Origin of the sequence: Cohnella sp. WQ 127256, from assembly GCF_024519285.1 — a bacterium.
Lineage (GTDB): Bacteria > Bacillota > Bacilli > Paenibacillales > Paenibacillaceae > Cohnella.
Genome location: NZ_JAMZCY010000005.1, coordinates 474,747 through 501,027, shown reverse-complemented (window position 1 = coordinate 501,027; position 26,281 = coordinate 474,747). Strand labels below are relative to the sequence as shown.

Annotated in this window: 27 protein-coding genes; 9 read left to right on the top strand and 18 right to left on the bottom strand. The window is 45.0% G+C overall.

The genetic code is table 11. The features are described from left to right. Positions 1-256: 256 nt before the first annotated feature. Genes M1K58_RS17275 through cymR form a run of 4 tightly spaced genes read right to left on the bottom strand, consistent with a single transcriptional unit; the run spans position 257 to position 2,622 of the window. Positions 257-457 carry a hypothetical protein gene (locus M1K58_RS17275; RefSeq protein WP_256760085.1) on the bottom strand — a complete coding sequence of 67 codons (201 nt, stop codon included), beginning with the start codon at positions 455-457 and terminating at the stop codon, positions 257-259. Beyond that, positions 454-1,005, bottom strand: a complete 552-nt coding sequence (locus M1K58_RS17270) for a PRC-barrel domain-containing protein (protein ID WP_256760084.1) — start codon at positions 1,003-1,005, stop codon at positions 454-456. Before M1K58_RS17270 ends, M1K58_RS17275 begins: the two co-directional genes overlap by 4 nt. 30 nt (positions 1,006-1,035) lie before the next feature. Further along, positions 1,036-2,187 carry a cysteine desulfurase family protein gene (locus M1K58_RS17265; RefSeq protein ID WP_256760083.1) on the bottom strand — a complete coding sequence of 384 codons (1,152 nt, stop codon included), beginning with the start codon at positions 2,185-2,187 and terminating at the stop codon, positions 1,036-1,038. Positions 2,188-2,202: 15 nt separating this feature from the next. Next, a complete protein-coding gene (cymR, locus tag M1K58_RS17260) occupies positions 2,203-2,622 on the bottom strand; it encodes a cysteine metabolism transcriptional regulator CymR (protein WP_256760082.1) in 420 nt (139 codons plus the stop codon). Positions 2,623-2,881: 259 nt separating this feature from the next. Here cymR and mnmA point away from each other — a divergent pair, with 259 nt between their 5' ends. Beyond that, the gene (mnmA, locus tag M1K58_RS17255) at positions 2,882-4,018 is read left to right on the top strand and encodes a tRNA 2-thiouridine(34) synthase MnmA (RefSeq protein WP_256760338.1); all 1,137 of its coding nucleotides are present in this window, start codon (positions 2,882-2,884) and stop codon (positions 4,016-4,018) included. A 103-nt stretch (positions 4,019-4,121) separates the two neighbouring features. Here mnmA and M1K58_RS17250 read toward each other — a convergent pair whose 3' ends face one another. From M1K58_RS17250 to M1K58_RS17240, 3 genes are all read right to left on the bottom strand, one after another. Continuing rightward, complete coding sequence (locus M1K58_RS17250) at positions 4,122-4,868, bottom strand: YebC/PmpR family DNA-binding transcriptional regulator (protein ID WP_256760081.1); 747 nt, start codon at positions 4,866-4,868, stop codon at positions 4,122-4,124. A 161-nt stretch (positions 4,869-5,029) separates the two neighbouring features. After that, a complete protein-coding gene (locus tag M1K58_RS17245) occupies positions 5,030-5,227 on the bottom strand; it encodes a cold shock domain-containing protein (protein WP_256760080.1) in 198 nt (65 codons plus the stop codon). Positions 5,228-5,318: 91 nt separating this feature from the next. Beyond that, complete coding sequence (locus M1K58_RS17240; protein ID WP_256760079.1) at positions 5,319-6,035, bottom strand: class I SAM-dependent methyltransferase; 717 nt, start codon at positions 6,033-6,035, stop codon at positions 5,319-5,321. 199 nt (positions 6,036-6,234) lie between these two features. On the opposite strand from M1K58_RS17240, the gene M1K58_RS17235 reads away from it, so the two are divergent. The 3 genes from M1K58_RS17235 (at position 6,235) to pepF (ending at position 8,649) form a co-directional block, all read left to right on the top strand. Then, complete coding sequence (locus M1K58_RS17235; RefSeq protein ID WP_256760078.1) at positions 6,235-6,468, top strand: hypothetical protein; 234 nt, start codon at positions 6,235-6,237, stop codon at positions 6,466-6,468. A gap of 27 nt (positions 6,469-6,495) precedes the next feature. Continuing rightward, positions 6,496-6,675: a hypothetical protein gene (locus M1K58_RS17230; protein WP_256760077.1), complete on the top strand. Its 180-nt coding sequence runs from the start codon at positions 6,496-6,498 to the stop codon at positions 6,673-6,675. 183 nt (positions 6,676-6,858) lie between these two features. Further along, the gene (gene pepF / locus M1K58_RS17225; protein WP_256760076.1) at positions 6,859-8,649 is read left to right on the top strand and encodes an oligoendopeptidase F; all 1,791 of its coding nucleotides are present in this window, start codon (positions 6,859-6,861) and stop codon (positions 8,647-8,649) included. Between the two features lie 92 nt (positions 8,650-8,741). On the opposite strand, the gene M1K58_RS17220 is transcribed toward pepF, so the two are convergent. The 4 genes from M1K58_RS17220 to M1K58_RS17205 form a co-directional block, all read right to left on the bottom strand. After that, on the bottom strand, positions 8,742-9,221 hold the full coding sequence (locus tag M1K58_RS17220; protein ID WP_256760337.1) for a DNA-deoxyinosine glycosylase: 480 nt from the start codon (positions 9,219-9,221) through the stop codon (positions 8,742-8,744). Positions 9,222-9,382: 161 nt separating this feature from the next. After that, complete coding sequence (locus M1K58_RS17215) at positions 9,383-10,213, bottom strand: carbohydrate ABC transporter permease (RefSeq protein ID WP_256760075.1); 831 nt, start codon at positions 10,211-10,213, stop codon at positions 9,383-9,385. Then, entirely contained in the window at positions 10,213-11,094 is an 882-nt protein-coding gene (locus tag M1K58_RS17210; RefSeq protein ID WP_256760074.1) for a carbohydrate ABC transporter permease, read from the bottom strand. Before M1K58_RS17210 ends, M1K58_RS17215 begins: the two co-directional genes overlap by 1 nt. A gap of 79 nt (positions 11,095-11,173) precedes the next feature. Then, the gene (locus M1K58_RS17205; protein ID WP_256760073.1) at positions 11,174-12,568 is read right to left on the bottom strand and encodes an extracellular solute-binding protein; all 1,395 of its coding nucleotides are present in this window, start codon (positions 12,566-12,568) and stop codon (positions 11,174-11,176) included. A 240-nt stretch (positions 12,569-12,808) separates the two neighbouring features. Here M1K58_RS17205 and M1K58_RS17200 point away from each other — a divergent pair, with 240 nt between their 5' ends. From M1K58_RS17200 to M1K58_RS17190, 3 genes are all read left to right on the top strand, one after another. After that, entirely contained in the window at positions 12,809-13,531 is a 723-nt protein-coding gene (locus M1K58_RS17200; protein ID WP_256760072.1) for an MBL fold metallo-hydrolase, read from the top strand. Further along, positions 13,528-14,091 (top strand): TetR/AcrR family transcriptional regulator, encoded by a 564-nt coding sequence (locus tag M1K58_RS17195; RefSeq protein WP_256760071.1) that lies wholly within the window; start codon positions 13,528-13,530, stop codon positions 14,089-14,091. The genes M1K58_RS17200 and M1K58_RS17195 overlap by 4 nt, the downstream gene beginning before the upstream one ends. Before the next feature lie 126 nt (positions 14,092-14,217). Then, positions 14,218-15,351 carry an HD domain-containing phosphohydrolase gene (locus M1K58_RS17190; protein WP_256760070.1) on the top strand — a complete coding sequence of 378 codons (1,134 nt, stop codon included), beginning with the start codon at positions 14,218-14,220 and terminating at the stop codon, positions 15,349-15,351. Positions 15,352-15,411: 60 nt separating this feature from the next. Here the strand turns inward: M1K58_RS17190 and M1K58_RS17185 are convergent, their stop codons facing one another. The 7 genes from M1K58_RS17185 to M1K58_RS17155 all read right to left on the bottom strand — a co-directional run bounded on the left by M1K58_RS17185 (position 15,412) and on the right by M1K58_RS17155 (position 24,280). Next, the gene (locus tag M1K58_RS17185; RefSeq protein ID WP_256760069.1) at positions 15,412-16,065 is read right to left on the bottom strand and encodes a fumarylacetoacetate hydrolase family protein; all 654 of its coding nucleotides are present in this window, start codon (positions 16,063-16,065) and stop codon (positions 15,412-15,414) included. A 4-nt stretch (positions 16,066-16,069) separates the two neighbouring features. Further along, positions 16,070-16,828 carry a glycerophosphodiester phosphodiesterase gene (locus tag M1K58_RS17180; protein ID WP_256760068.1) on the bottom strand — a complete coding sequence of 253 codons (759 nt, stop codon included), beginning with the start codon at positions 16,826-16,828 and terminating at the stop codon, positions 16,070-16,072. Between the two features lie 58 nt (positions 16,829-16,886). Continuing rightward, on the bottom strand, positions 16,887-18,134 hold the full coding sequence (locus tag M1K58_RS17175; RefSeq protein WP_256760067.1) for a CapA family protein: 1,248 nt from the start codon (positions 18,132-18,134) through the stop codon (positions 16,887-16,889). A gap of 112 nt (positions 18,135-18,246) precedes the next feature. Then, entirely contained in the window at positions 18,247-19,206 is a 960-nt protein-coding gene (locus tag M1K58_RS17170; protein ID WP_256760066.1) for an ROK family protein, read from the bottom strand. A gap of 2 nt (positions 19,207-19,208) precedes the next feature. Further along, positions 19,209-20,801 carry a beta-N-acetylhexosaminidase gene (gene nagZ / locus M1K58_RS17165; RefSeq protein ID WP_256760065.1) on the bottom strand — a complete coding sequence of 531 codons (1,593 nt, stop codon included), beginning with the start codon at positions 20,799-20,801 and terminating at the stop codon, positions 19,209-19,211. Then, positions 20,798-22,438, bottom strand: coding sequence for a response regulator (locus M1K58_RS17160; RefSeq protein WP_256760064.1), 1,641 nt, complete (start codon positions 22,436-22,438; stop codon positions 20,798-20,800). Before M1K58_RS17160 ends, nagZ begins: the two co-directional genes overlap by 4 nt. A gap of 6 nt (positions 22,439-22,444) precedes the next feature. Further along, positions 22,445-24,280 (bottom strand): cache domain-containing sensor histidine kinase, encoded by a 1,836-nt coding sequence (locus M1K58_RS17155; RefSeq protein WP_256760063.1) that lies wholly within the window; start codon positions 24,278-24,280, stop codon positions 22,445-22,447. A gap of 383 nt (positions 24,281-24,663) precedes the next feature. On the opposite strand from M1K58_RS17155, the gene M1K58_RS17150 reads away from it, so the two are divergent. After that, complete coding sequence (locus tag M1K58_RS17150; protein WP_256760062.1) at positions 24,664-25,479, top strand: ABC transporter ATP-binding protein; 816 nt, start codon at positions 24,664-24,666, stop codon at positions 25,477-25,479. Beyond that, positions 25,476-26,279, top strand: a complete 804-nt coding sequence (locus M1K58_RS17145; RefSeq protein WP_256760061.1) for an ABC transporter permease — start codon at positions 25,476-25,478, stop codon at positions 26,277-26,279. The genes M1K58_RS17150 and M1K58_RS17145 overlap by 4 nt, the downstream gene beginning before the upstream one ends. Positions 26,280-26,281: the final 2 nt, after the last annotated feature.

Here is a 26,281-nt window from a genome sequence, read left to right as displayed (position 1 = left end):
TTAGTATTAGTATATGTACTTGTCCCGACTCATAAACCATTACAAATAAAAAAGGAGGTGTCTCATAAGTAACTCTATGGGACACCCCCTTTGCATTTCCTATCGATTATGTTTTTTGAGGGTAAGTCGTGGGTTACAGCCTTCAGCAACGCACGACGGATAAGCGTTTGTTTAAAACTTGACCCAAATAAGAAATGGGTGGCACAGGAATGACTCCCTGTACCACCCATTTCTTAGTTTAATTGCTGAATTACAATCAGTTTGCATGAATCTCAGCTGGCATAGGCTCATCGAAGAACAAGTCGTCAAGCGAGCTTAACGTCCCATCTTCTTCCACTTGGTATACGGACATTTTCTCCCCGTTTACCGTCAACTCGATAAAACAACTCCAGCAGTAAAACTGATGGGAACCGATTTTCCCAATATCTTTGGAGCTGCAATTAGGGCATCTCATCATCCGTCTTCACCTGTCACTTTCCATGAATGGTCTCTCGTAAGTATCCGCTCGTACGAAGCCGGTACCAGAATGGCATCCTCGCCCAAAGTAATATTCTCAGGTGATTCCGGCAGAAATAGTTTCCGCCTTCCCTCGAACACATCCGTGAGAAAACCGTCCGTTAGTTCATATCCTACTATTTGTGTACCCTCAGACTGCTTTAAGTAAACGTCTGATACTTTGCCTAAATATTGTCCCTCAATCGTATAAACCGGCATATCTTTCAACTTTACTACACCGGTATGGAATGTTCGCAGTAGTTGTTTGTTGTCTTTAGTCGCAATAATCGAACTATTGCGAATCAACAGGGCATCTTCACCACAGTGAACGATATTATCCCAATAAACGATCTTAGGTAATTTACGAATTAATCCTGAACGAGCGTGCTTGTCTAAGACAACACCAACTAGCTTCCAAAACTCGTCAAACCACACGTCTTTGACTTTCCCCAAGCATTTACCGTTTTCGAAGAGCACCGGTAAGCCGAGAATCCTTTGTACTTGGATCATAACCGGGCTCCTAACAATTCTCGCGCCCTGTTAATTAATACGCAAACGCGCGGAAATGGTTGCAGTTATTTTCGCCAATTTATCGGCTTCTTCTCTAGTATTGCCCAATCCGAAGCTAAAACGTACAGCAGATGACACTCTTTCCGAAGAAAATTTCATAGCCGACAGGACATGCGATGGTTTTAAGGAGCCTGAATTGCAAGCTGAACCGCCAGAAGCGGACACTCCAGCCAAATCGAGATTCATCAACATACTCTCCGCGGAAATACCGGTAAAGCTAATATTAAGTATGTGTGGAAGCCGGTCTTCCAGATGTCCATTGATGACGAATTGCTCGGGTCCGAACAGCTCGGATAATCTTTCTAGCACTGTAATACGAATATCCTCTGCATGATCCCACCGGGATTGAAGCTGTCCACATGCGATCATCGCAGCTTTCGCAAAAGCTACAATTCCTGCAACGTTCTCTGTCCCTGCTCTGCGATTACGCTCCTGCGAGCCGCCATGAAGTATGGGTTGAAACGGGGTTCCTTTACGGACATAGAGTAGCCCAACGCCTTGAGGTCCGTTAATTTTGTGTGCGGATAGACTGAGGAAATCAATAGGCAGTTCCTTGAGATTAAAAGGGAGATAACCAAACGCTTGTACGGCATCAACGTGCATTAATGCTTTATGCTTGCGAGCCAATTCGCCGATTTCGGCAAACGGCTGTAATGTACCCGTTTCATTGTTGCCTGCCATAATGCTAACGATTGCCGTCGTATCATTGATGGCCAATTTCGCGTCCTCAAGAGACACACGTCCAAATTCGTCAACAGGTAATACCGTCAGCGAGAATCCTTGAGACTCTAGCTGGCGGCATGCATGCAGGACGGCGTGATGTTCAATTGCGGTCGTTACGATTCCGTTACGTCCGCGTTTTTTTTGCGCGAGAGCTGCTCCGAACAATGCCGAATTATCACTCTCTGTTCCGCTGCCGGTAAATATTAGCTCGGAAGCTTCACAATGAAGTAAGCTTGCCAAGGAATCCCTGGCTTGGGATATTCGTTCCCTCGCCGCACGCCCATGAGCATGTAAGCTTGAAGGATTACCAGGTCCACTCCTTACAGCTTCTACATATACGTTCAGAACATCTGGATGCATCGCCGTAGTTGCAGCGTGATCAAAATAAATAGAGTTCATGCCTTGCACCTTCTTCTAAATATAAAACATATAGTTGCTAAGCTTGTCCTCACCTTTAAAGGTAATGAGGTCACTAAGAGTCGTGGAATCAAGAACTTCTGCAATACTGTCTCTAATTCTCAGCCACAAGTCTCGTTTCGCCGGATCATCTTCTTCAGTAAAATCGACCGGACTGATCGGTCCTTCTAATATTCGAATGACATCGCCAGCAGAAATCGTTGCTGGATCCTTTGACAAAATATATCCGCCGTAAGCTCCTCTTACGCTTTTAACTAGACCAGCATTTCGCAAAGGGGCAATAAGCTGCTCTAAATAATGCTCGGAAAGACTATTCTTCTCCGCAATACTCTTCAAGGAAATTGGACCTTCACCGAATTTAGCCGAAAGTTCCATCATGATCGTTAAGCCGTAACGACCTTTTGTTGAAATCTTCATTCCAAACACCCGCTTTCGCAAAAAATGTATATATTTTAGTTACTTTTCTCTAGTTGGATCTGCTAAATGATAAGTATCCCCATCTTAAATCTATGTTATCACATCTATTTACTTTTTGCTCATAAAATACGTAGCCTATTCCTGACAAACTCCCCCTATGTGAGAATCCGCAGCTTATATGTTAATATAAAATGATGGTTTTGTAACTGCTAGTCGTAAGGAGAGATGAATTGTGAGTAATAATGAGGTTTTATTGCCTTTGTCCGAAGATCGATTCTCTGATCCATCCAAAGTTCGAGTCGTCGTTGGCATGTCTGGTGGCGTGGATTCTTCGGTGACGGCACTTTTGTTAAAAAGACAAGGCTTTGACGTAATCGGAGTATTCATGAAAAATTGGGACGATACGGATGAATTCGGCGTATGTACCGCAGAAGAAGATGCGGAAGACGTTCGCAGAGTTTGTAATCAGATCGGAATCCCTTATTATACCGTTAATTTTGAAGAAGAGTATCAGGACAAGGTATTTAAATATTTCCTTGAGGAATATCGCCGGGGTAGAACACCAAATCCCGATGTCATGTGCAATCGCGAGATCAAATTCGGTGAATTCCTGCAAAAGGCTTTAGATCTAGGTGCCGAGGTGATCGCTACAGGACACTACGCACGAGTCGAACTTCGTGAAGGTAAATACGAATTGTTACGTGGTATTGATACGAATAAGGATCAATCTTACTTCCTTCATGCCCTTAATCAGTCCCAGCTTGCGCGTGCCATGTTCCCGATCGGGCATCTCAACAAACCGGATGTACGTAAAATTGCTGACGAAGCAGGTTTAGCGACGGCCAAGAAAAAAGACAGCACAGGCGTTTGCTTCATTGGTGAACGTAATTTCAAAGAGTTTCTGAGCCAATACCTCCCTGCTAAGCCAGGTAATATGGTAGATCTCGTCTCTGGAGAAATTAAAGGCCGTCATGATGGACTCATGTATTATACGCTTGGCCAACGTCAAGGTCTTGGTATCGGGGGATCTGGTAACGGTGAGCCATGGTTCGTGGCGAATAAGGACTTAGAAAGCAATACATTATACGTCGTACAAGGAGATACACATTCCAGCCTCTATTCGTCCGCATTAACAGCAACAGAGGTAAATTGGATTAGTCCTGTATTACCTACGACCTCGATCCGTTGCACAGCTAAGTTCCGATATCGCCAGCCCGATCAAGGGGTAACGCTAATTCCTCAGGATAACGGAACTTATCTCGTTGAATTCGATATTCCTCAGAAAGCGATCACCCCTGGCCAGGCAGTCGTTTTCTTCGATGGAGAAGTATGTCTCGGTGGAGGCACTATCGATAAAGTCCATATGCTACAGCCCTCCGATTCAACCGCAGGTTGATGAGATAGATAAATGGAAAGCCGCTCATCCTTTTTGGGGATAGCGGCTTTCTATTTTACCGATTGAAATTGAAAAAGAGGCCTTGCGGCCCCTCTGTGGTGGATTAACCTAATCGACTCATTTCATCGTCGCTAATCTCGAAGTTGTGGTATACATCTTGGACGTCATCATTATCGTCAAAGGCTTCCATCATCTTCAATAGCTTCTCGGCATTTTCTCCTTCGACAGCTACCGTGTTTTGGGGTAACCAACGAACTCCTGCCGTTTCGAAAGTGTATCCCGCTGACTCCAAGTTGTTTTTCACTTTTTCAAACTCCTCAGGTGCAGTCAGAACCTCAAAGCTGTCGGCACCACTGACGACATCTTCCGCCCCAGCCTCTAGCGCCTCCATCATGAAGCTATCTTCATCTACTGAAACATCTTCGTCACGAGCAATAACTAGAAGCCCCTTCTGGTCGAACATATAAGCTACGCAGCCGGATTCACCCAAATTACCGCCACGTTTACCGAAAGTGGAGCGAACATCCGCAGCTGTACGATTACGATTATCCGTTAGACACTTCACCATAACGGCTACTCCGCCCGGTCCATATCCTTCATACAGCACATCTTCATAATCAACGCTGTCAGCTCCACCAGCTGCTTTCTTGATCGCTCTTTCGATATTATCAGCCGGCATCTGAATCGCACGAGCACTAGCAATCGCGGATTTTAGACCATAGTTAGCCTCAGGGTTTGTCCCTCCCCTACGCGCTTGCACATAGATCTCACGTCCTAGCTTTACGAATTGATTGTTTTTGGCTTGATCTGCTTTACCTTTACGGCCTGCAAAAAGCTTAAATTTTGGCATAACCATTTACCCCCGAGAGACATCAGTATCAATAAATTCTATAATAAGTGTACCATTTTGCCGCCGAATAGGTCAAAGGGACATAAAGAAAAACCCCTAGCAGAAGCTAGGAGTTTAATTGCAAATCCGTGATATATAATAAATCGACGCGCTCGCGTGACTTACAGTTTAATCACGTTAGATGCTTGAGGGCCACGATTTCCTTCAGTAATTTCAAATTCTACAGCTTGACCTTCGTCCAAGGTTTTGAAGCCGTCGCCTTGGATGGCTGAGAAATGAACGAATACATCGTTGCCGTCTTCGATGGAGATAAAACCGTAGCCCTTCTCCGCGTTAAACCACTTTACTGTTCCTCTCAAATGAAAAACCTCCTAAAATCTCGCCGTCAGTCGGCGAATACCCTAATTATAACCGAAATTACCCATTTCAGCAATATATTCAAGCTCACCTTTATACCGATTTAACCAAGCGTAGCAAGGGACTCGCAACCGGCATGAAGGGTAAACCCGTTGGCAAAAACTCTATTAGATCTACTCCCTTAAGCTCTCCCAATAGCTCAGAAATGAAAGGACATTCCTCCCATTTCAAAGTGATTAATGGGTATATTCGCAGCTCGCCACCAGGGCGTAACAAACGAATAAGCTCCGTAAGCGCCTCTTCATGAAATTGCTTTCCGAAAGTATCCGCATATAAGAATAGAAAATGACTACATACGATCAAACCAAACGTACCACTCTCAAAAGGGAGATTAGGAAGTGCTGCAGAGTAATACTTTGTTCTCGCGCTATCCTGTCGAAAATCCTCTGCGAATAATGTTAATGAATGCTCTCTAAGCTTGCGGTGTTGCTCTGGGGAGCCGTAAAAGCTCCAATCGTACATCGCCGCTCCAGCTGCGATTTTGGCAGAGGACACCTCAATTTCTTTGTGTCCTGCGGCAATAACATCCTCGTTCAACCCTTCATAGAAAGGATCTGCAGCATAGGCCTCGAATCCCCTAGCATTTAATTGTGCTGTGAAAGAGGATGCACCTCCTGCCACATCTAACACTGGGCCTTCATTCCAATCCGTCCCTACTAAATTAAACATCGCGGTATATTCCTCATACGAACGACAGGTTGAGGCAACACCCGTTTGCGGATAGGCCTGCAATATTGACTTGTTTTCCATTTCAACTACTCCTCTCAGCTCATCAATCTCAACTCAGCTAAACTCGACTATTTCTTACTTCCACAAATGTGGATTTCAACTAGATTCACATAACTTCCACATACTGTCAACCTGTTTTTTCCAAGCTCACATTGATTTCTCCGCCCATCTCTTCTATGATGAGAAAAACGGCAACGACTGCCAAGATCAGGAGACTAACATGTTCACTAAACATACCGTCTATAAGCACGACAATTACAATATGCTGACTGTAGAGGTTCAAGGTAAAACGCTTGTCGTTCGAGAAATCTCGGACCAATGGGGTGAGGTTTGCCACAAATTCTTAAGCCGCCCTCAATTAATGGATTGGGCTGAGAAGAGATTTATTCCCGATGACTTCCCTGATGGTGAAGAAGGTCTCCGTCTTACGATGGAAAAGCTAAAGGAAATTTAATTCCATTGGAAAGGAGGTTTCCGCAAGTTGGCTACTGAAGCGAATATTATTTTTATTGTTGCATCCTTTGGTTTGGCGGTTGTTCTCATCCTGTCACGAGAGAAGATTCCTCAGACCATGCGCCGACCCATGGCCATCCTCTCCATTTTATTCGTACTTTTTGCATTTTTCCTTATTGTCTATACCTTCTTCAAAGTAGGATCCTAGAGGACGCTCGTCTTAAGCTAATAAACAATGCTGGTAAGGACATACTATTCCGGTAACTCATTCCGTTTCCGGAGGCGTCCTATGAAAATGTATGCCTTACCACTGACCGCCTCTCTGGTGGTCATGTCTTTATTTGGCACCAGTATTACCCACGATACTTTATTCAGGAGGTTGAGCTTACCCATGAAACAAGTAGCCAATAGAAATGAAACCCCACAGGAGCATCGTTGGAAGCTGGAGGATTTATATCCGAACCAAGCCGCTTGGGATGCAGAACTCAACCGCGTCAAAGGTATGATCTCTGATATCACTAGCTATCAAGGCAAGCTTAAAGATGCAGCCTCCATTGCTCGCATTTTCGACCTAGATGATGATATCTCCCTCTTAACAGAACGACTTTATGTGTATGCCAACATGCGTCATCATGAAGATACAGCTGAGCCTAGCTACCAAGCTCTATCCGAAAAATCCAAAAAAATTAGCGTTGAAGTTAGCGAAGCAACTTCCTTCATCACTCCTGAAATTCTAAGCTTGTCTGAACAACAGCTAACTGGACTTATCTCTGACCCCTCTCTAGCGAAGTACAAGCGCACCTTAGAAGAGATGCTCCGTCAGAAGCCTCATATTTTATCAAAAAATGAGGAATCGCTTCTTGCACAAGTAGGCAATGTTTCTCAAGCACCTGGGACGATTTTTGGGATGCTGAACAATGCAGACTTGAAATTCCCGAAGGTGAAAAATGAGAAAGGTGAGGAAGTCGAACTCACACACGGCCGATACATACAATTTCTTGAAAGCAAGGACCAAAACGTACGTAGTGCTGCTTTCAAAGCGATGTACGACACCTATGGCAAATGGCGCAATACGCTTGCTTCAACTTTAAGCGCTAATGTGACCAAGAACCTGTTCTATGCCAAAGCTCGTCATTATCCGTCTGCTTTGGAAATGTCGTTGTTTGGAGATAATATCCCACAGTCTGTATACGACAATTTGATCTCAACCATCCATGAATATTTGCCGCTCATGCATAGATATATGGATTTACGCAAAAAGCTGCTCAAGCTTGACGAGCTTCATATGTATGACTTGTTCGCCCCTCTAGTCGAAGAGTTCGATATGGAAATTACGTATGAGCAAGCGAAGAAAAAAGTATACGAAAGTCTTGCTCCACTTGGCGATGACTACCGCAAGGTGCTTCAAGAAGGCTTCGACAACGGTTGGATTGACATCTACGAGAACGAAGGTAAACGTAGCGGTGCTTACAGCTGGGGCGCGTTCGGCACGCATCCCTACGTACTTCTCAACCATAACGACAACCTAAACAGCATGTTCACGTTAACTCATGAGATGGGTCATGCGTTGCATTCTTATTACTCTGATCAAAATAACGATTATCGCGATGCACAGTACACGATATTCCTAGCGGAAGTTGCTTCTACGCTGAATGAAGCGTTGCTCATGAATAACTTACTTGAGAAGTCGACCGATCCGAAGGAAAAAATGTACCTGCTTACTTATTACGCCGACCAGTTCCGCACGACGGTGTTCCGTCAAACGATGTTCGCAGAATTCGAGAAGATCATCCATGATCGAGCAGAACAAGGCGAAGCACTAACTCCGCAAGAACTGAGCTCCATCTATTACGACCTCAATGTCAATTATTATGGCAAAGGAATGGTTGTGGATAAAGATATCGAGATGGAATGGGCGCGTATTCCTCATTTCTACAACAGCTTCTATGTTTATAAGTATGCGACGGGGTTTTCTGCAGCAACGAGCTTTGCAAAACAAATTCTCGATGAAGGCAAGCCGGCAGTCGATCGTTATCTTGGCTTCTTGAAAAGTGGTGGCAAAGACTACTCCATCAATATTCTCAAGGAAGCTGGCGTCGATATGTCCACCCCAGAGCCGATTAGACAAGCGATGAGTGTGTTTGAAGGGCTTATTGAGCAAATGGAGCAATTGACCAAATAAACAGCTCCTAGACACTCCTGAGGCTATGTAGCATTAGAAGCAGCATATAGACTTAAAATGGTCAGATGAGGGGCTCCCTCATCTGACCTTTTTTACATTTCCAATAGGAGTTTCCAAGTCGCAAGACGGTCTTCCAGTCCACGATAATTTTTCGTCGGGATCGGACTCGTCGAAGGCATGCATACGACCTTCCGCTTCATGATCTCCGGATGCGAGCCATAGTGTTTATTCAACTCTTTATACGACTTTGTACCGTTGCAAGCAATGATAGCTACTCCTGGATACCGCTGTAGCAGCCCTGGGATATCATTGGGAACCGCCTGCTTAATATCACTGTCCAAGCTCCCCTTCCGCTCACAGGTCGCTATAGCGTCCCATAAAGCTATCCCATGACTCAAAGCGAATGCAAGCCTATTTTCATACTCTGATTCTGGTTCCCTTCCCTCACCGAAGAGCGCATATATAATCGACCACAAATAGTTTCGGGCATTGCCATAATACTGGTGCGCTTGCAAGGATGCTACTCCAGGCATACTGCCAAGAATCAGAATACGCGAGTTGGAATCAACGATCGGCGGAAAAGAAGATATGTTCAGTTGGTGTACCTCCCCCGTTAAGCTTCTCTCGTTATTTTCTCACAAACCCCTGAAATAGCAAAAAACGCTTGCTCCTCGTCTTCTTGAGGATACAAACGTTATTGCTAGCTAGTCCAACCTATGAGAACAAGCATACCTTAACCTTTAACGCCACCAGCGGTTAGACCTTCAATGATTGTTCTTTGTAAGAATCCATAGAGGACCAGAATTGGCAATACGCTTATGACGACTCCGGTAAATACCAAAGGATAGTTCATCTTGAACGAATCCCTGAAACCAACCATACCGGTCGGAAGCGTTCTGAGATAATCCTTACTGATGAAGAAGTTGGAGAGTAGATACTCGTTCCAGTTCCCCATTAGGTTAATGATAAATACCGTTACAAGTGCAGGAACGGATAGCGGGAGAATGATTCGGAGAAAAGAACCTATGACCCCTAATCCGTCTACGATTGCAGCTTCTTCCATTTCAGAAGGAATAGCCTTCATAAAAGCAACGATCAATAACACGCTGAAGGGTAAAGCACCCGCTACATAAGGGAAGAACAACGACCAGTGTGTGCCTAATATTCCTAGATCTTTAACTAAAATATACTGAGAAATGAACAGAACGTTAGAAGGTATAAGCATGCCGATTAGGATAAATTGGTACACCGCATTACTTATCCTTTTCAATCTCATCCGAGCAATCGCATATGCCGTTGCCGCAGCGAGGAAGATGGCTACAACAGCAGCGGATAAGGACAAGTAGGCGCTGTTAAAGAAATACGTACTAATTTTAGCTTTCTTCCAAGCTTCGGCGTAATTTTCGAATGAAATACGATCCGGCAATCCGAAAGGAGCATTCACGATCGCGTCGTTCGAATATTTGAAAGAAGAAAACAAGATGAATACGAACGGGAACAAAATGATAATAACATAGATCATCAACAACAGATGGGGTACGCCCTTTTTAAAGATTTTCGGCATTAGTACTCAACCCTTTCTGACTTTCTAGCAAACACGAGTTGGTAAATAGCCGTCAGGATCAATGCGATTGCGAAAATAATAATGGAAAGGGCTGTACCGTAACCATATTGACCAAACCTAATCGCTTTGTTGACCATATAGGACGCCATAACCTCTGTTGCACCAGCAGGACCACCGTTCGTCATGACGAGTACGATATCAACGACACGCATAGCTCCTGCAATGGAAAGCATGACGACTACAGATATAATTGGCATAATAAGTGGCGTAGTAATCTTGATGGCCCGCTGTATGCCGGTTGCACCGTCGATTTCAGCCGCTTCGTTGATTTCCTTCGGAATAGCCAAGATGGCTGCAAGAACGAGTACAATGTAGAAACCCATCCACTGCCATGCGTTCGTTACTAGAACGGATAGCATCGCCCATTTCGGATCGGACAACCAATAAATCGGTTCAATACCAAACCAACCGAGGAATTTGTTGAAAAACCCAATACTTGGATGGTACATAAATTGCCACAAAATCCCAATAATTGACGTTGATAAAATAGAAGGCATAAATACTGTTGTCTTATAAAAACCTTGAAATCGTTTCACACCGCTAATTAGTAGCGAGAATGTGATGATAAGTGGAACCTGGATGAAGATGGAAAAGAGAATGAAATACATGTTGTTTCTGATTGAAGCTGTGAAATCAGCATCCTTAAAAGCATTAATGAAGTTTTCTAACCCAACGAATTTCGCAGGATTCAATCCATCCCAATCGGTTACTCCATATACGACCGATTGAAAGACTGGATATACGAAAAATAAGAAATACAGACCGATCGTCGGCACTACAAAGAGCAGGTATACGTATGGATTTCGCAGTGTTTTGTTCATGGTTCCCCCACCCTATGACGATTGAGGTACCACCCACACGGGGCGGCGGCACCTCAACGCCTTTATCACTTGTATTAGTCTATTTAAGAGCAGCTAATTCTTTATCTTGAACTTGTTGAATGGCTTCAGTAGCTTTTTGTGCAGTTGCTTTACCCGCAATTAGGTTCTGGATTTGTTTCTCGAACTCTCCGTTTACTGTAGCAGCGACTAGAGAATCAAAGTGAGGGAATACAGATCCAGCTGCTGCGTTAATTGCAATCGCTTCTTTAGTAAGTGGGTTTTCAGTAGGAAGCTTAGAAGGATCAACCTTCATGGAAGGAAGAACTCCATCCTCTTTGAAACCACGGATTTGGTATTCTTCTGAGTACAGGTTTTTGATGAACGCTTTGATAGCCGCTTTTTCATTGTCATTTACGTCAGCGGAGAAACCATAACCGTTATTTTGGTTGTAGTTAACAGCTGTTTGATCGCCTTTACCGCCTGTAGCAGAAGGCATTGCGAAGTAACCAACTTTACCAGCTAGAGCTTTACCGTCGCCTTCAGCTGTGAACGCCGATGCTCTCCAAGTTCCATCGAACAAGAATGCAGCTTTTCCACCGATGAATTCATTGATTTGACCTGTGTAATCAATACCAAGCTCACCTTTAGTGAAGTAGCCTTTTTTGATCCACTCTTCGTATTTAGCAAATGCATTAACGACTTCAGGCTCAGTCAATTTACGTGAACCGTCACCAACACCAGCTTGAATTTCAGGACCCGCATAACGAGCGACTAGTGTGTTTACAAGCATGAAAGGTACCCATGCAGCGGATGAACCCATTGCCATCGGTGTAATTCCTTTTGCTTTAAGAGCGGCAAATGCTGCATCTAGCTCATCCATTGTTTTTGGAACAGCGATGTTGTTCGCTGCTAAGATTTCTGTGTTATAGAAGAAACCTTCGGAACTAGCACCAATTGGCAAGCCGTATACTTTACCATCTACAACAAATGTTGAGAAGTCAGTGAATTGATCTTTAATTCCCAATTCATCAAGGATTGGAGTCAAATCTAGCAATTTACCAGCGCGAGCATACTTTTGACCGTCACCAGGACCGCCGAACAAGTCAAAGATTTTCGGTGGGTTTCCAGCAGCCATCTCTGCAGGAAGCTTTGTAAAACGTTGAACGCTATCTTCTACAGGGTCCATTTCGAATTTAGCTCCTGGAACGTCTGCTTCGGATTTTGCAACAACTTCTTCAAGAATGGCTTTACGGAATTTTTGAAGATCACTAATTTGGATGTGACGCAGTGAAATATCAAAGTTCTCAACTGCCGCAGGTGATGATGCTGCTGCTGATTCACTTGGGCTGCTGCTCTCACTTGCACTTGAACTAGCAGATGGTGATGCATTGTTGTTTTCTTTACTACCGCACGCTGACAAGACCGAAGATAGCATTAGTACGGAAGCTGCAATCGTAATTGTTTTCTTTTTCATTCGTAAGACCCTCCCAATGGGTTTTTTATTTGGCTACATCCTTATTGTAGAATTAAACTCCCTTAAAGTAAGGGAGTCAAACACATAACATAGGGATAAGATTATCTTGCTTCAGCTACAGGATCCGTCATTATTTTACATTTTTCGCTACTCATTATACAGAACTAAGCAATTCCCTCTTGCTTAAACTAATTAGATTAGTTATTATAATAACATGATTAGTATATGGAGGCGATGATAATGAAAAAATCGCAATGGGGCCCTGTCACGCAACTGACTTTCATGCCAAGGTTGTTCCCTTTAAACTGCTTTCTGGTAGAAGATGACCATAGCATAACCCTCATTGATGCTTGTATGCCGTTTGTTGCCAAAGGAATATACGCAGCTATTCAAGCAACGGGGAAACCACTCACTCGCATTTTGCTGACGCACGCGCATGAGGATCATCTTGGCGCCATCCCTTTCTTGAAAGAGAAATATCCTGATGTCAAGATTGGGATGTCTAGTCGGGAAGCTTCTATTCTGGAAGGCGACCATTCCCTTCTTCCGCATGAGCCGCAAACCCCACTGAAAGGCGGAATACCGAAGAAAGCTCTCTTCACTCCTGACTTTCTCATACAAGACAATGACTACATCGGTTCTTTATTAGCCGTATCGTCACCTGGACATTCACCTGGTCATCTTGCTTATCTGGAAACATTAAGTCAAACACTTATAGCGGGTGACGCTTTCCAAAGCAAGGGAGGCTTTGCGGTTTCAGGGCATATGAAATGGGCATTCCCCTTCCCTGCAATGGCGACATGGCACGCTCCTACGGCTATCGCGAGTGCAAAGCGAATGTTAGAGCTAAATCCAACCGTCCTTGTCGTGGGTCATGGCTCCGCACTCCTACAACCTGCTCCTTCCATTCAACACGCGATTAATGAAGCCCAACTACGCTTAGATAGGAGGAATAGTAGATGAGAGCAGGCATTAAACCCGAAATTGTCATTGCAGCTGCTTCTGACATAGCTGACCGCATGGGTTGGGAACAAGTTACTTTAGCGTACGTGGCAGATAAGCTAGGCATTAAAACCCCTTCCCTATATAACCATGTCGAGGGATTACCCGATTTACGCCAGAAGCTCGCCACACATGCTTCTATTTTGTTAAGAGATCAATTGAATGATGCAGCCATTGGTCGATCCGGCAAGCAAGCTTTTATTGAAGTGGGCCACGCTTACATTCAATTCGTTCGTCAGCATCCAGGTCTCTATGAAGCCATCAACCGCGTAGCGGAACCAAAGCCAGAGCCATTCAAACAAGCTGAAGAAGGCATCTTAAACTTGTTCATTCGTCTTATGCAGCCTCTTGGGGTACCTCAAGAGGAAGCCGTACATGCCATTCGTGGTTTGCGAAGCATGGTGCATGGGTTTGCTTCGTTAGAAGCGATCGGAGGTTTTCAAATGTCTGAAGACATCATGGAGAGCATATCCAAATCCATCACCTACTATATTGACGGCATGAGTGCTCATTTCAATTGAACAGGACAACAATAGCTAAAAACAACATCTCTATCAAGAAGATGTTGTTTTTTATTGTCATATGGCAGGAATCGACAAAATTCTCACGAATATTTGGAAAGGGAATGGCTTAAGGAGTGAACCGGAGTGTACAAAAAAGAACTGTCACCAGAAGATTTACTAAAAATAATATTTGACTATACTGCTAAGATTGCAAGTGAACGAAAATTAAATGGCGTACTTGTCCATATGGCTGATATGGGTCGCGAAATGATTCTCTCCGATAGATGCACGGTATGGCTAATTGACGAAGTAAACAAACAACAATATACAACTGTCGCTCATGGTATCGATGAAATCCGCATCCCGTATGGGACAGGTTTAGTCGGAAGCGCAATCGTCTCCGGGGAGCCGATCATTGTCAAGGATGCCTATAATGATCCGCGACATAATGCCGAGAACGATCGTAAAACAGGCTATCTTACAAAATCGATCATCTCCGTTCCTTTCCGCAATAATAACGGGGAAATTATCGGTGCATTTCAGGCGATAAACAAATTAACTGAAGTTGGTTATTTTACTTCACGAGATTTGGAATTGCTTTCGTTGGCCGCCTCTTACGCTGGCAAATCATTAGAATCCGTCATGCTAACTCAGGAAATTGTTGATACTCAGCGCGAGATCATATTTGCAATGGGTGAGATCGGTGAGGTTCGATCCAAGGAAACCGGAAATCATGTTAAACGCGTAGCTGAGTACTCCTATGTGCTGGCCCTGGGCCTTGGGTTAAGTATGGATCAAGCCGAATTGCTTCGGACCGTGTCTCCCATGCATGATATCGGTAAGGTTGCCATCTCGGATGCGATATTGAATAAACCCGGGAAATTAACCGCGGAAGAATTCAATATTATTAAGTCGCATGCGAAGATAGGACATCAATTGCTTCGGGGATCTAAGCGGGAGCTGTTGCGTGCAGCCTCTATCGTCGCTGAGCAGCATCATGAGAAATGGGACGGAACGGGATACCCCTTAGGAAGAAAGGGCGAGGAAATCCATATCTACGGTCGAATAACAGCCGTTGCGGATGTCTTTGATGCATTGAGCGCGGAACGGGTTTATAAAGCTGCCTGGACACTCGAGGAGATCGAGAAGCTCTTCCACGCAGAACGCGGGCGTCATTTTGATCCTGAGCTCGTCGATGTCTTCTTCGCACAATTGCCGAAGCTGCTCGAAATTCGCCAAAGATTTATGGATACAGAAAATAAGCAAGATCAAGCATAAACATTAATAAAAGGAGCTGATCCAGTAAATAATTTACTGGATCAGCTCCTTTTTTCTTGTTTAACTGTCCAGCTTGACCGTTAATCGGCCCAGGCTCTGATCGGCCCACCAAACCTCAAGCTTATCCCCTTCGCTTAGTGCTCCAACCCCAGCTGGGGTTCCGGTATAGATAACGTCTCCAGCAGCAAGTCCATAGTTAATCCCAACAAAGTTAACAATCTGCTGCAGATCGAACACCATATCCTTAACATTTCCTCTTTGAACCTCTTTATCGTTGATACGTAGTCCAAAATCATTCTCTACCATCGCCATAGTGCTAGAAAAGCTTTCCCATCGTCCAATCGTTGCAGAATTCCGAAAGCCTTTGGCCGCAAGCCATGGGTGTCCCTTTGCTTTTAAGCGATCTTGAACATCACGGAGTGTAAGATCCAGTCCCACGGTGTAGGCAGAAAATAGCTCGTCACAGCTCATACCCGCTTCATAGGTTCGCCCAACCGCGAATACAAGCTCCGCTTCATAATGAACGCTTCCTCGGGAACCGGGAAAAACAACAACATCATCATTCATTTCAACAAGGGCATGCGTGGGTTTCGTAAAAATCATTGGAGAGGTGGGTACATCGTTACCCAGCTCAGCGGCATGCAGCCGATAATTCCGTCCTACACAATAGATATTGCGTACATCCAATAGTGATAGCTTACTTTTATCATTCATGGAATTATTCACCTTCTTTAATTGCGGTCAGCCAACGGTCTGGATAGTTTGTACAAAGCTGAAAAGCTTCCGGTCGGCTAGCAAGCCTGCGTAAATCTCCATCCGAATTAACCGTCCAAGCCATCACATCGATAGAGGCTTCTGAAGTCTGCTTAAGAAGCTGCTCATTAATATGCCGAAATCCGATAGAAAGATACGACGCATTAAGCGCGATAAGCGACTCTACAAGATCCTTAGGGTTATCGTCAATTATAAGTCCAGTCTTCAAGGCTGGAGCACAGCGATGTACAGCACGAAGAATATTCGGATGAAATGAAGTAATGACAATATCGTGCTCTAATTGATGGGAACGAATGATATCGACTGCCCGTTGTGCGAGTTGCTCTGGATCTGAGTCATCCCCCTTGAGCTCTACGTTTAATGCGCATTTCCCTTTTGTTAAAGCTAATACCTCATCCAAAGTAGGGATCCCTTCCTTGGAGAAAGAGGGATTAAACCAGCTGCCCACATCCAATCGACCAAGCTCAGTAGCAGTAAAGTCGATCACGCGCCCTTCGATATTCGCCGTCCGCTTTAAAGTGCCATCATGAATAACGACAGGTACACCATCTCGTGAAAGATGAACGTCTAGCTCGATCCATTTTACATCAGGCTGGCTCATTGCTAGTCGAAATGCAGCCATCGTATTCTCAGGAGCCATCCCCGAGAAGCCACGATGAGCAACACAGGGATGTAGCTTAGCACGAGTATTCTTATCCATCATACTTCCCCCTCTTGTATAAAATCGAAAAGGCAAATTTCTGAGTCCCTTCATAAAGCTTTTAATCCCGTGCAACAATCTTCCCATCCTCCTCTACAGATGCTCCGTAGTCATAGGATAATTCTGATAATCGCGCCAGCAACGCTTTACCTTCAAGTTCACCCATCGGAGCAGGCTGAGAGTTTTTGGCGAATAGCGGGTTAAACGATAGTGTACATGCTCCATCCTTACCACATTCAGCATTCAACACACCGGTTTCCGAGGATTTGGTTCCCGTCGTCGAGAATACGAAGTTACCCAAGCTATATGCGATCCATTTCCCCTTATATGCTTCGAAGCCTTGCAGCACATGCGGATGGCCACCAACAACCAAATCAGCACCCGCATCCACGAAGCGATGAGCTAGATCTTTCTGATGTTCAACTGGGCGATCCGCACGTTCTACCCCCCAATGCACCATCACAACAACAACGTCCGCGTTTTCCTTTGCTTCCTTGATCGCTGCAACTGCTCGCTCAGGCGAGTAAGCCTCAGCAACACCTGGATGGTTACGATCGGCTTTCCAAGAGACTTCCGGTACGACCCGCGTCACACTTACAAACCCGACGGTAATCCCTTTACTTTCTATGTATGCCGGCGAGAAAGCCTCACGATCGTCATTACCTGAGCCCGCATGCTTGAGATCAGCATCGTCCAGTGCATCCATCGTATCACTTAGTCCTTCCCAGCCATAATCCAAAGTATGATTGTTCGCAAGTGATAAGAAGTCGAAACCCGCTGCCTTCAGCTCGGGAATGGCCTCTTCACTCCCACGAAATACATACTGCTTGTCCTGCGCCGGAGTCCCCCGCTTCGTAATCGGCGCTTCTAGATTTCCGGCTGTAATATCCGCTGCTTCCAAAATAGCTTTGGCTTGGCGGAAAGGATAATCGAAGCCATTGATTTTCATCAACTCCAATACCCTTGCAGCGGGTAATATATCTCCAACAAGTGCTAAGGTTATGGTGTCGGCCGTACCCTCTGGCTCTAAATACTCCGTTGTAGGTGTTGAAATGACTTCATCAACTTCATCGCTTGGCTCCGGCGGGATCGTCGAAGGTTGTTCACCTGAAGGTGAGGCAATGCTATGTGTTTGCGATGGTTTACCCTGATTAGCTTGCCCATCATTGTCGTCCTTAGCTTTCCATACCAGAGCAGCGACCACTACAATACAGGTTATTAAAACTCCATTAACAATGAGCAAAAATCGAGTTTTACTGCGCTTCTTGGCTTTCTGCTGATGTTGCGTTCGCGATCGCGAATAAGTCATCGTTTCATCCGTCCTCCTATCTCCCTTGCCAGTTATTATACATCAACACAATGAAAAAGACGATTTCCCTCTCGTACAAAATGAGAGGGAAATCGTCATTATTTGCTATTTTTTACGCTATACGTTGCCTAGCAGCATATTCTGCACTTCCATAAATTCCTGAGTCTTCTCCAAGTAATGTTGGGACAATGAGGAGACGCTCCCGATATAGAGGATGTAGGTTTTCCGAAACATAGGCCCTTAAGGGTTCAAAGAATACATCCCCAGCCGCAGCAACTCCACCACCCACAATAATAACATCTGGGCTAAGCAAGGCAACGGAGGGTATGATGACTCTTGATAACCAACTCGCCGTTCGCTGGAACACTTGGCCGGCAAATGCATCGCCATCCATATAGGCTTGCCACACGTCTTTAGATGTTAGCTCATCACGCAGTTCGGAAGGAAATCGGTCCGCGAGCAAGCCTACCCAGCCAGCAGCTAATCCGTCCCGTGCTTGTCTAGCAACGCCGGATGCGGAAACGACCGTTTCTAAGCAACCAGTCATGCCGCATCCACAGACGTAAGGAATATCAGCAAAAGCAATATGACCAATTTCTCCTGCTAAGCCCCCAGCTCCTCCATGCAAGCTACCATTAGTCACCCAAGCCGATGACATCCCCGTACCTAACGTAATGCCCAAAACATGTGAATAGGCTTTTCCGGCTCCCTTTAAGGATTCACCGTATACGATCATCTTCACATCATTTTCTACTGTTACGGGTACTCCGATCAAGACATTAAGACGCTCGGCAACTGGAATATCGTTAAAGGGTAAGTTCGCAGCAGTTACCAAGCCTGTTTCCTTATTGATAAACCCTGGAAGTCCAATTCCAACAGAGATTAGAAGCTCCTCCGAAATCTGCTCTACAGTTAGCAATTCCTTGCACAAGCTAGCCAATTGCTCCAATAGCTCATTCGAGCTTGATTTAACTGTACGTGTTTTACTTCGCCGAAGCAGCTTTCCGTCAGCATCAAAGATCCCTGCCACGATGTTCGTTCCGCCAACATCCATCCCAATTCGGTAGCCCATAATTACTCCCCTGCGGATACCCGCTTATAGTCACCAATCGTAACTGGTAATTTCGCTTGAACAGGAATTTCACCAGACAATACACCTGCTAATGCTGTCATCATAGCCGGCTTATTCTCATAGGTGCATAAATAAATTGGAGCTTCTGGGGCAACTAATAAATCATATGGCGTTCTCGTCGACACCCATACGAACTTATAGCTTCCATTCCCCGACAACTCACGGATCAGTTCCGTCTGTCCAGAGGAGAATCCAGCATCGTAGGAGGCAAATACGACGGACTTGCATCCTTCCGCCGCTGAACGAACCGCTGCCGCATCTTCAGCTGTCGGATCAATGCCAATTCTAACCTCTTGTATTTCATAGCCCAATTCGGCAAGAGCAGCGCCTATCGTCCACTCTTGAGAGATGACCTCAATGACTTCTGTACCCACACGCGCCTCGGTCCATACGACAACTGTTTTGCCATCCTTGGACAACGGAATTTCGTTATGGCCCTTCACTACCGTAACCGCGGCTTCACATAGCTGTCGTTTCACTTCCTCAGCCCGAGCTAGATTTGTTTCCGTAACTGTATTCTGGAACAATCCTCGTGCTTGCTTAAGCTCCCAAATTCGCTTAGCAGCCTCATTTATTCGCGACTCAGGAATTTCACCGGTCATTACAGCTTCCATTACAGCTTCAAGAGCAGCCTTCTGACGGACTACACGGTGGCTCACTAAGATGAGATCCGCTCCCGCTTTAATGGCTTCTACCGCACCTCTAGCTACTCCTAGTGTCTCTGCAATAGCGTTCATCTCCAGGCAGTCTGTTACGATAACACCTTGGAATCCTAATTGATTGCGCAAGAGGCCCGTCAATATGCGTTCCGAGAGAGTTGCTGGGATGCTGTCGGATTCGAAGGCAGGGAACACAACGTGAGCCGTCATAATCGCATCAACATGTTGTTCAATCGCCCGTCGGAATGGCAGGAGCTCAACTTCATTTAGTCGGTCAATACCATGAGGGACTAAAGGAACTTCATGATGGGAATCAACCGCCGTATCCCCATGGCCTGGAAAATGCTTAGCGACTGCAACGATACCCCCTTCACGATAGCCATCAATAGCAGCTGTTCCTAATTTAGCAACATGACTCGGGTCCTCTCCATAGGAACGGACTCCGATAACTGGATTCTGAGGATTGTTGTTAACATCAAGACAAGGAGCAAAGTTCATGTTTATGCCAATCTCGCGCATTTCCGCTCCCGACCACTTAGCTGCCTCGAAAGATAATTCCACATTATCCGCTGCGCCTTGTGCCATTGCTCCCGGCATAACGGTTACGCCTTCCTCTAAGCGAACAACCATGCCACCTTCTTGATCGATCGCAATAAACAAAGGATGAGTAGCAGCCTCTTGAAGCTTGCTTGACAGTTCGTCTACTTGAGCTGCGTCACTTAAGTTTCTACGGAAGTAAATAATACCGCCAAGTCCGTAATCTTTAATTAAATGAATAATGTCACTCGTTGGCTCCAAGCCATCGAATCCGCAAATAAATAGTTGCCCAATTTTACCTTTTAAATCTAATTGATCGAAGCTTATATTTGTCGTCATTTTACACTCTCCTCATGATTCGTCCATGCTGGCGGTTCTGATCCTACTTGATTCTGTTGCCGTTCACGAAACTCCGACGGAAGCATCCCTGTGTATTTACTGAATACTCTGGTGAAATAACGTCTTTCTACATAACCAACCATCTGACCCACTTGCGTGACGCTCTTATCACTCAGAGAGAGCATCGATTTGGCCATTTCCATCCTCTGCTTCGTTACATATTCAACAAAGGTTTCACCTATATGCTGCTTGAACAGGAGGCTGAAATAACTTCCGCTTATTCCTAAATACTCGGCAAGCAGATCGATGCTGAGCTCTGCTGACAAGTTCCGTTCGATATAATCTCTAGCCGATAACATAAGAACATCACTGGTCTTCTTCTTCATCACGACCTCCAGCGAGTGATCCATAAGTCGGTTAATAACGAGTAGCGTTTCACGAATGCCTTGATGCTGATCGATCTGGCTCCATACCGCAACTTCTTCATCACGATTTATAACTTCCATCTCCTTCATCTCACGTAGGAGATGAAGACACAAATAATGTAAGATCGGGACAACACGCTCGAATGATGTCTCGGGCAGCAAACGAAAGCTATCGTTTAATTCCTTCAAAGCGGTTTCAGTTCGATGGCGATCGCACCTTTTCAACCCTGTAACCATCTCTTCTATCCGATCCCATAGATGCTGGGAAGTATCTGCATTTCCTCTAACCTTCTCTGACACAATGACACTCGTATTGGCTGATGGAGATAAATTTAATGAACGTTGCAAGCTTTTATACGTCTTAGCTAGCTGCTTTAGACATACCTCCGAAGGATGAAGAGCAACCCTAATACTAAGCTTAAGATAACTTTCCACGGCTTGGCGAAGCTTCTCTGCCCAGGTCAAGCATAGTTGGAGGTCGTAGAAATCCGGCGGATTTCGCTCTATTAGTATACACCATTCCCCGCTACGTACTTGTAGCACGGCATAAGACACACCGAAGGCTGTAAGATTCTCCTGCAAAATATTCTGAATGGCAAAGTTCCAGAGCTTGCGTTCTTTGTCATCCCAGGATCTCTCCCGCTTAGAATAATCAGCTACATCAATAAGCATCATGGCAAATGCTAAGTTATCGCTTTCTAGTTCATTTAGCTTCACGAAGGGACGACCTGAGGAGCCCCCGAGATCAACAATCTGATCATATAGTACCTTCTCGTATGCCAGATGAAATACTTGCTTCCATTCCTGCTGCATAGAGTGTTGCTCAAGACTTCTTTCCCGAACTCCCTCTGCAAGACGTTTGATCGTCTCCACAAGCTCCTCATAATCGATCGGTTTTAGAATATAATCCTTCACTTCATATCGAATAACAGAGCGAACATAACTGAAATCCTGATATCCTGTCATCATGATGACTTCAGCTTCAGTATCGAATTCGCGTAGGGCACCCAAAAATTCGATACCATCCATCACTGGCATGCGAATATCGCACAATATAAGCTGCGGTCTCATCGCCTTTGCCAGTTCGAGAGCTTGCTCCCCATTTCGAGCTGTTCCGATTAATTCAATGTCGAGGGCATCCCATGGAATAACAGCTTGCAGATTTTTCAATATATTCACTTCATCATCTACTAAAAGCGCCTTAAGTCTCATTAATCGTCACTCCCCACTGCTTTGTGGTATCAGACATTTAATGACTGTACCTTGTCCCGGTGCGCTGCACAAAATAATTCCGTAACCGTTCCCGTAATGGATCCGCAAGCGATCCGCGACATTGCCAACTCCGAGTCCCCGACGTTCACCGGTTTCCGGTGATTCTTCATACATTTCGAGCAAAGTTGTTATTCCGCTTGTTGCGAATTTCGCCATCTGTTGCTCAGGGATACCGATGCCATTATCCTCAATATAAAAAGCGATATTGTTGCCTTCCTCGCGGGCTTTAACATGGATCTGACCCATGTAATCAATCCCTTCGAACCCATGCTGGATGCTGTTCTCTACAAGAGGCTGCAGCGTTAGCTTCAATATGGTGCTGCTCCTAAGTTCTCTTGGAATATCCAATGTATATTCGAATAATTCCTCGAAACGGTACTTCTGAATTTCTAAGTAGCTTGTTAAATGCTCTAGCTCCTGCTCGATCGTAATTTCTTCTTTCTGCTGAATGCTAATACGGAAAATATTCGCCAGCCTCTGCACCATCTTACTTACCTTGCGCCCTTCGTTCTGGACAGCCAAAATATTAATGGACTCGAGCGCATTAAACAGAAAATGAGGCTTAATCTGGGCCTGAAGCACCAACATCTCAGCTTTCCGCTTGCGTGACTGCTCCTGTTTAACATCTTCGAGAAGCTCGGCAACCCGCGTGACCAGGCTATTGAAACCTTTGGATAGAGCGGTCGTTTCATCATTCCCGACAACTGTAACTCGGGTTGAAAGATCCCCTCTCTCCACTTGGCGCATCGCCCTTACAACGCGAACAATGAAAGTGACCGTCCGGCGAATGAACATGAGGTTAAATGCTAAAGCCAGGATAAGCGAAATCGATGTCACGGCAACCATCCAACGGAGCACGACGGCCATGTCCCCTGATAAATACTGCCAAGAGGTAACCATGACCAGCTTCCAATCTCCGACCCCAAGACGTTGCAGCTGCAAATCCTGAACTGAAACTAGGCTTTTGTGACCATCGAAAGATATTGTCTTGCTTTGCGTTTTGTCGCTGTTCATTTTAATGCCTTTGACAGTATCGACAAACTTCGAAATTTGTTGGCCTTCACCGACCTTTTCATTATCAAACACGATATTACCATTGCCTGAAACGATCATAAAACGACGATCAATTTTACCTTGGGTATTATAGAAGCTAAATATCCGATTCAGCTCGTTCATTTGGAAACGAGTGACGAGTATCCCTTTGCTTTTAAGCGAATCAATGTCAAGCATGACACGGATTTGTGTGAAATAATCATGTTCTCCGGTTAGCTTCACGTCTTCATTAGGCCCGACCCAAACAGGAGCACCGTTCTTCCTCAACACCTCACTATAGATTGGGTTGCTCTCCAAATCCTTACGAGAAATCGGGGTGTCGTTCGTAAAATTAACGGATACTTGCTGATTGTCGTTCCGGTATAACGTAACGGATTTAATACCCGGATAGGTTAGGAGAACTCGCTTACGAAGCATCTCCTTCTCAAGCATCTGATCGTAATCTGGACTTTTGGGAGCCTCTGTACCTACGGGCGTGCTACCGTCTATGGACTTTTCTACGTACTCTATACTGTCCTTCGTCGTTACCCAAAAGTCGGAAAAATAGTTTGCTTCCTTGATCATGTTATTTATGTTTCGACCGATCGCCTTCAGCGTCAATTCTGTTTGTTCCGCATACTTTTCTTGCGTCACGTTCTGGAACATCAAGTAAGAAACGCTGCCTAATACAAACAATGGAACGATAATAAACGCGACAAAAGCGGCGAAAATTCGTTTGCTCAAGCTCATCTGTTGACGCCCGTCCTCTCGGGGAATGTGATCTCATTATAGCAGGAGGAAGAGCTGTAAGAACTGCTAGATTGAAAGTAACTACTATCCTTCTATTATAAAGAGGGAAGATTTCAGCGATAAGTTATCATTTCTACTATGTGGGGATAAAAATGGATAGTGGTTTTGAATAGGAAAGATTAAACAGGAGCTTAAAGCGGCAGTACGCGGGACATAGGTATCTCCAGCCGCTTCCTGCCTCAAGCTCCTGCCATTTTCCGTTTAAAAACCCTTAGGTGGGAGATGCAGAGAAAAGCAATGTCCAAATCCATATTGACAACGTTTGCAGATAGGTGTTAATATCTTCTTCCTTTCGTTTTTATTCCAATCAGGAGGATAAACCATTGATAACCGTAAGTGGAATTAGCAAGAGCTTCAAGGTTGCGAAGAGAACCTCAGGAGTTCGAAGTGCAGTTAAGGCGTTATTTCGTAGGGAGTATACAGAGGTTGAGGCATTAAACGATATTTCCTTCTCGATTGCACCTGGTGAAATCGTAGGATATATCGGACCGAATGGGGCTGGAAAATCTACGACGATTAAAGTAATGAGCGGTATACTCGTACCGGATCAGGGTACTTGCAGCATCATGGGCTACACACCGTGGCTTGACCGCGTTGCTTACGTGAAGAACATTGGTGTCGTATTCGGACAAAGATCCCAGCTGTGGTGGGATGTGCCCGTCATCGATTCCTTTGAGCTACTACGCGATATCTACGATGTGCCGGAAGAAGAGTATCGAAGTAATCTTAAGTTACTTACAGAAACACTAGATCTTGAGGATATTATTCGTACTCCCGTTCGACAGTTAAGCCTTGGTCAACGAATGCGCTGCGAGATCGCAGCCTCGCTCCTGCATAGCCCCAGCATTCTGTTCCTCGATGAGCCAACGATTGGGCTTGACGCCGTCTCCAAAATCGCAGTCAGAAAATTCATTACACGGATTAACAAGGAGAAGGGTGTAACTGTCATCCTTACTACCCATGACATGAACGATATCGAAGCGCTTGCCCATCGAATTCTACTCATTGGTAAAGGAAAATTACTCTTCGATGGAAATTTAAACACATTGAGAGACCAGTATGTGGAAGACTCCGCAGCCTCTATTCCTACAATTGAGGAAATCATCGTCCGTATGTACAAGGAGTACCAGATCACATGAAAGCCTATGTCTCCGTATTCCGATTGCGTCTCGTCAATGGTCTCCAGTATCGTTCCGCCGCACTTGCAGGACTTGCCACGCAATTTTTCTGGGGCTTCATCCTCATTATGGTATTCGAAGCTTTCTACAGCCAAGCGCTTGTCACCCAACCCATCTCTCTACCGCAGCTTATTACGTATGTATGGCTTCAGCAAGCTTTCCTCTCGCTAATCATGCTTTGGTTCAGGGACAATGAGCTGTTTCAGCTTATCACGAGCGGTAATATCGCCTACGAATTATGTCGCCCAACTGGTATTTATGGCTTCTGGTACGCTAAGCTGCTTGCACAACGCCTAGCGAGTGCTATGCTAAGATGCTTTCCTGTTATCCTCATCGCCGCTTTCTTACCGCAACCCTATCGACTTTCAATGCCTGTCGATGCTGTCACAGCTTTATTATTCGTTATCACCCTTATTCTTGGACTATTCATCATCATCTCCATCTCCATGCTCATCTACATTTCTACCTTTGTAACGATGTCCGCTGCTGGCTCACTGCTTATGTTCTCGGTCATCGGAGAATTCCTAGCAGGAATGATCATTCCCGTTCCATTGATGCCCGATTGGCTTCAAGCTATCGTAAACGTTCTCCCTTTTCGATTAACCGCAGATTTTCCTTTCCGCGTGTATTCAGGACATATTTCTACAAGTGAAGCATTGAAGATCATCCCGCTTCAGCTATTGTGGCTCACCGTGTTAGTCGCATTAGGAAAATATACGATGGGTAAAGCCCTTCGAAGAGTCGTTGTACAAGGAGGGTAAGG

Excerpts from the sequence above, each read along its gene's own strand:
- M1K58_RS17275 (WP_256760085.1), bottom strand. The coding sequence starts at position 457 with ATGATGAGATGCCCTAATTGCAGCTCCAAAGATATTGGGAAAATCGGT.
- M1K58_RS17270 (WP_256760084.1), bottom strand. The coding sequence starts at position 1,005 with ATGATCCAAGTACAAAGGATTCTCGGCTTACCGGTGCTCTTCGAAAAC.
- M1K58_RS17265 (WP_256760083.1), bottom strand. The coding sequence starts at position 2,187 with ATGAACTCTATTTATTTTGATCACGCTGCAACTACGGCGATGCATCCA.
- cymR (WP_256760082.1), bottom strand. The coding sequence starts at position 2,622 with ATGAAGATTTCAACAAAAGGTCGTTACGGCTTAACGATCATGATGGAA.
- M1K58_RS17250 (WP_256760081.1), bottom strand. The coding sequence starts at position 4,868 with ATGCCAAAATTTAAGCTTTTTGCAGGCCGTAAAGGTAAAGCAGATCAA.
- M1K58_RS17240 (WP_256760079.1), bottom strand. The coding sequence starts at position 6,035 with ATGGAAAACAAGTCAATATTGCAGGCCTATCCGCAAACGGGTGTTGCC.
- M1K58_RS17235 (WP_256760078.1), top strand. The coding sequence starts at position 6,235 with ATGTTCACTAAACATACCGTCTATAAGCACGACAATTACAATATGCTG.
- pepF (WP_256760076.1), top strand. The coding sequence starts at position 6,859 with ATGAAACAAGTAGCCAATAGAAATGAAACCCCACAGGAGCATCGTTGG.
- M1K58_RS17215 (WP_256760075.1), bottom strand. The coding sequence starts at position 10,213 with ATGCCGAAAATCTTTAAAAAGGGCGTACCCCATCTGTTGTTGATGATC.
- M1K58_RS17210 (WP_256760074.1), bottom strand. The coding sequence starts at position 11,094 with ATGAACAAAACACTGCGAAATCCATACGTATACCTGCTCTTTGTAGTG.
- M1K58_RS17205 (WP_256760073.1), bottom strand. The coding sequence starts at position 12,568 with ATGAAAAAGAAAACAATTACGATTGCAGCTTCCGTACTAATGCTATCT.
- M1K58_RS17200 (WP_256760072.1), top strand. The coding sequence starts at position 12,809 with ATGAAAAAATCGCAATGGGGCCCTGTCACGCAACTGACTTTCATGCCA.
- M1K58_RS17195 (WP_256760071.1), top strand. The coding sequence starts at position 13,528 with ATGAGAGCAGGCATTAAACCCGAAATTGTCATTGCAGCTGCTTCTGAC.
- M1K58_RS17185 (WP_256760069.1), bottom strand. The coding sequence starts at position 16,065 with ATGAATGATAAAAGTAAGCTATCACTATTGGATGTACGCAATATCTAT.
- M1K58_RS17180 (WP_256760068.1), bottom strand. The coding sequence starts at position 16,828 with ATGATGGATAAGAATACTCGTGCTAAGCTACATCCCTGTGTTGCTCAT.
- M1K58_RS17175 (WP_256760067.1), bottom strand. The coding sequence starts at position 18,134 with ATGACTTATTCGCGATCGCGAACGCAACATCAGCAGAAAGCCAAGAAG.
- M1K58_RS17170 (WP_256760066.1), bottom strand. The coding sequence starts at position 19,206 with ATGGGCTACCGAATTGGGATGGATGTTGGCGGAACGAACATCGTGGCA.
- nagZ (WP_256760065.1), bottom strand. The coding sequence starts at position 20,801 with ATGACGACAAATATAAGCTTCGATCAATTAGATTTAAAAGGTAAAATT.
- M1K58_RS17160 (WP_256760064.1), bottom strand. The coding sequence starts at position 22,438 with ATGAGACTTAAGGCGCTTTTAGTAGATGATGAAGTGAATATATTGAAA.
- M1K58_RS17155 (WP_256760063.1), bottom strand. The coding sequence starts at position 24,280 with ATGAGCTTGAGCAAACGAATTTTCGCCGCTTTTGTCGCGTTTATTATC.
- M1K58_RS17145 (WP_256760061.1), top strand. The coding sequence starts at position 25,476 with ATGAAAGCCTATGTCTCCGTATTCCGATTGCGTCTCGTCAATGGTCTC.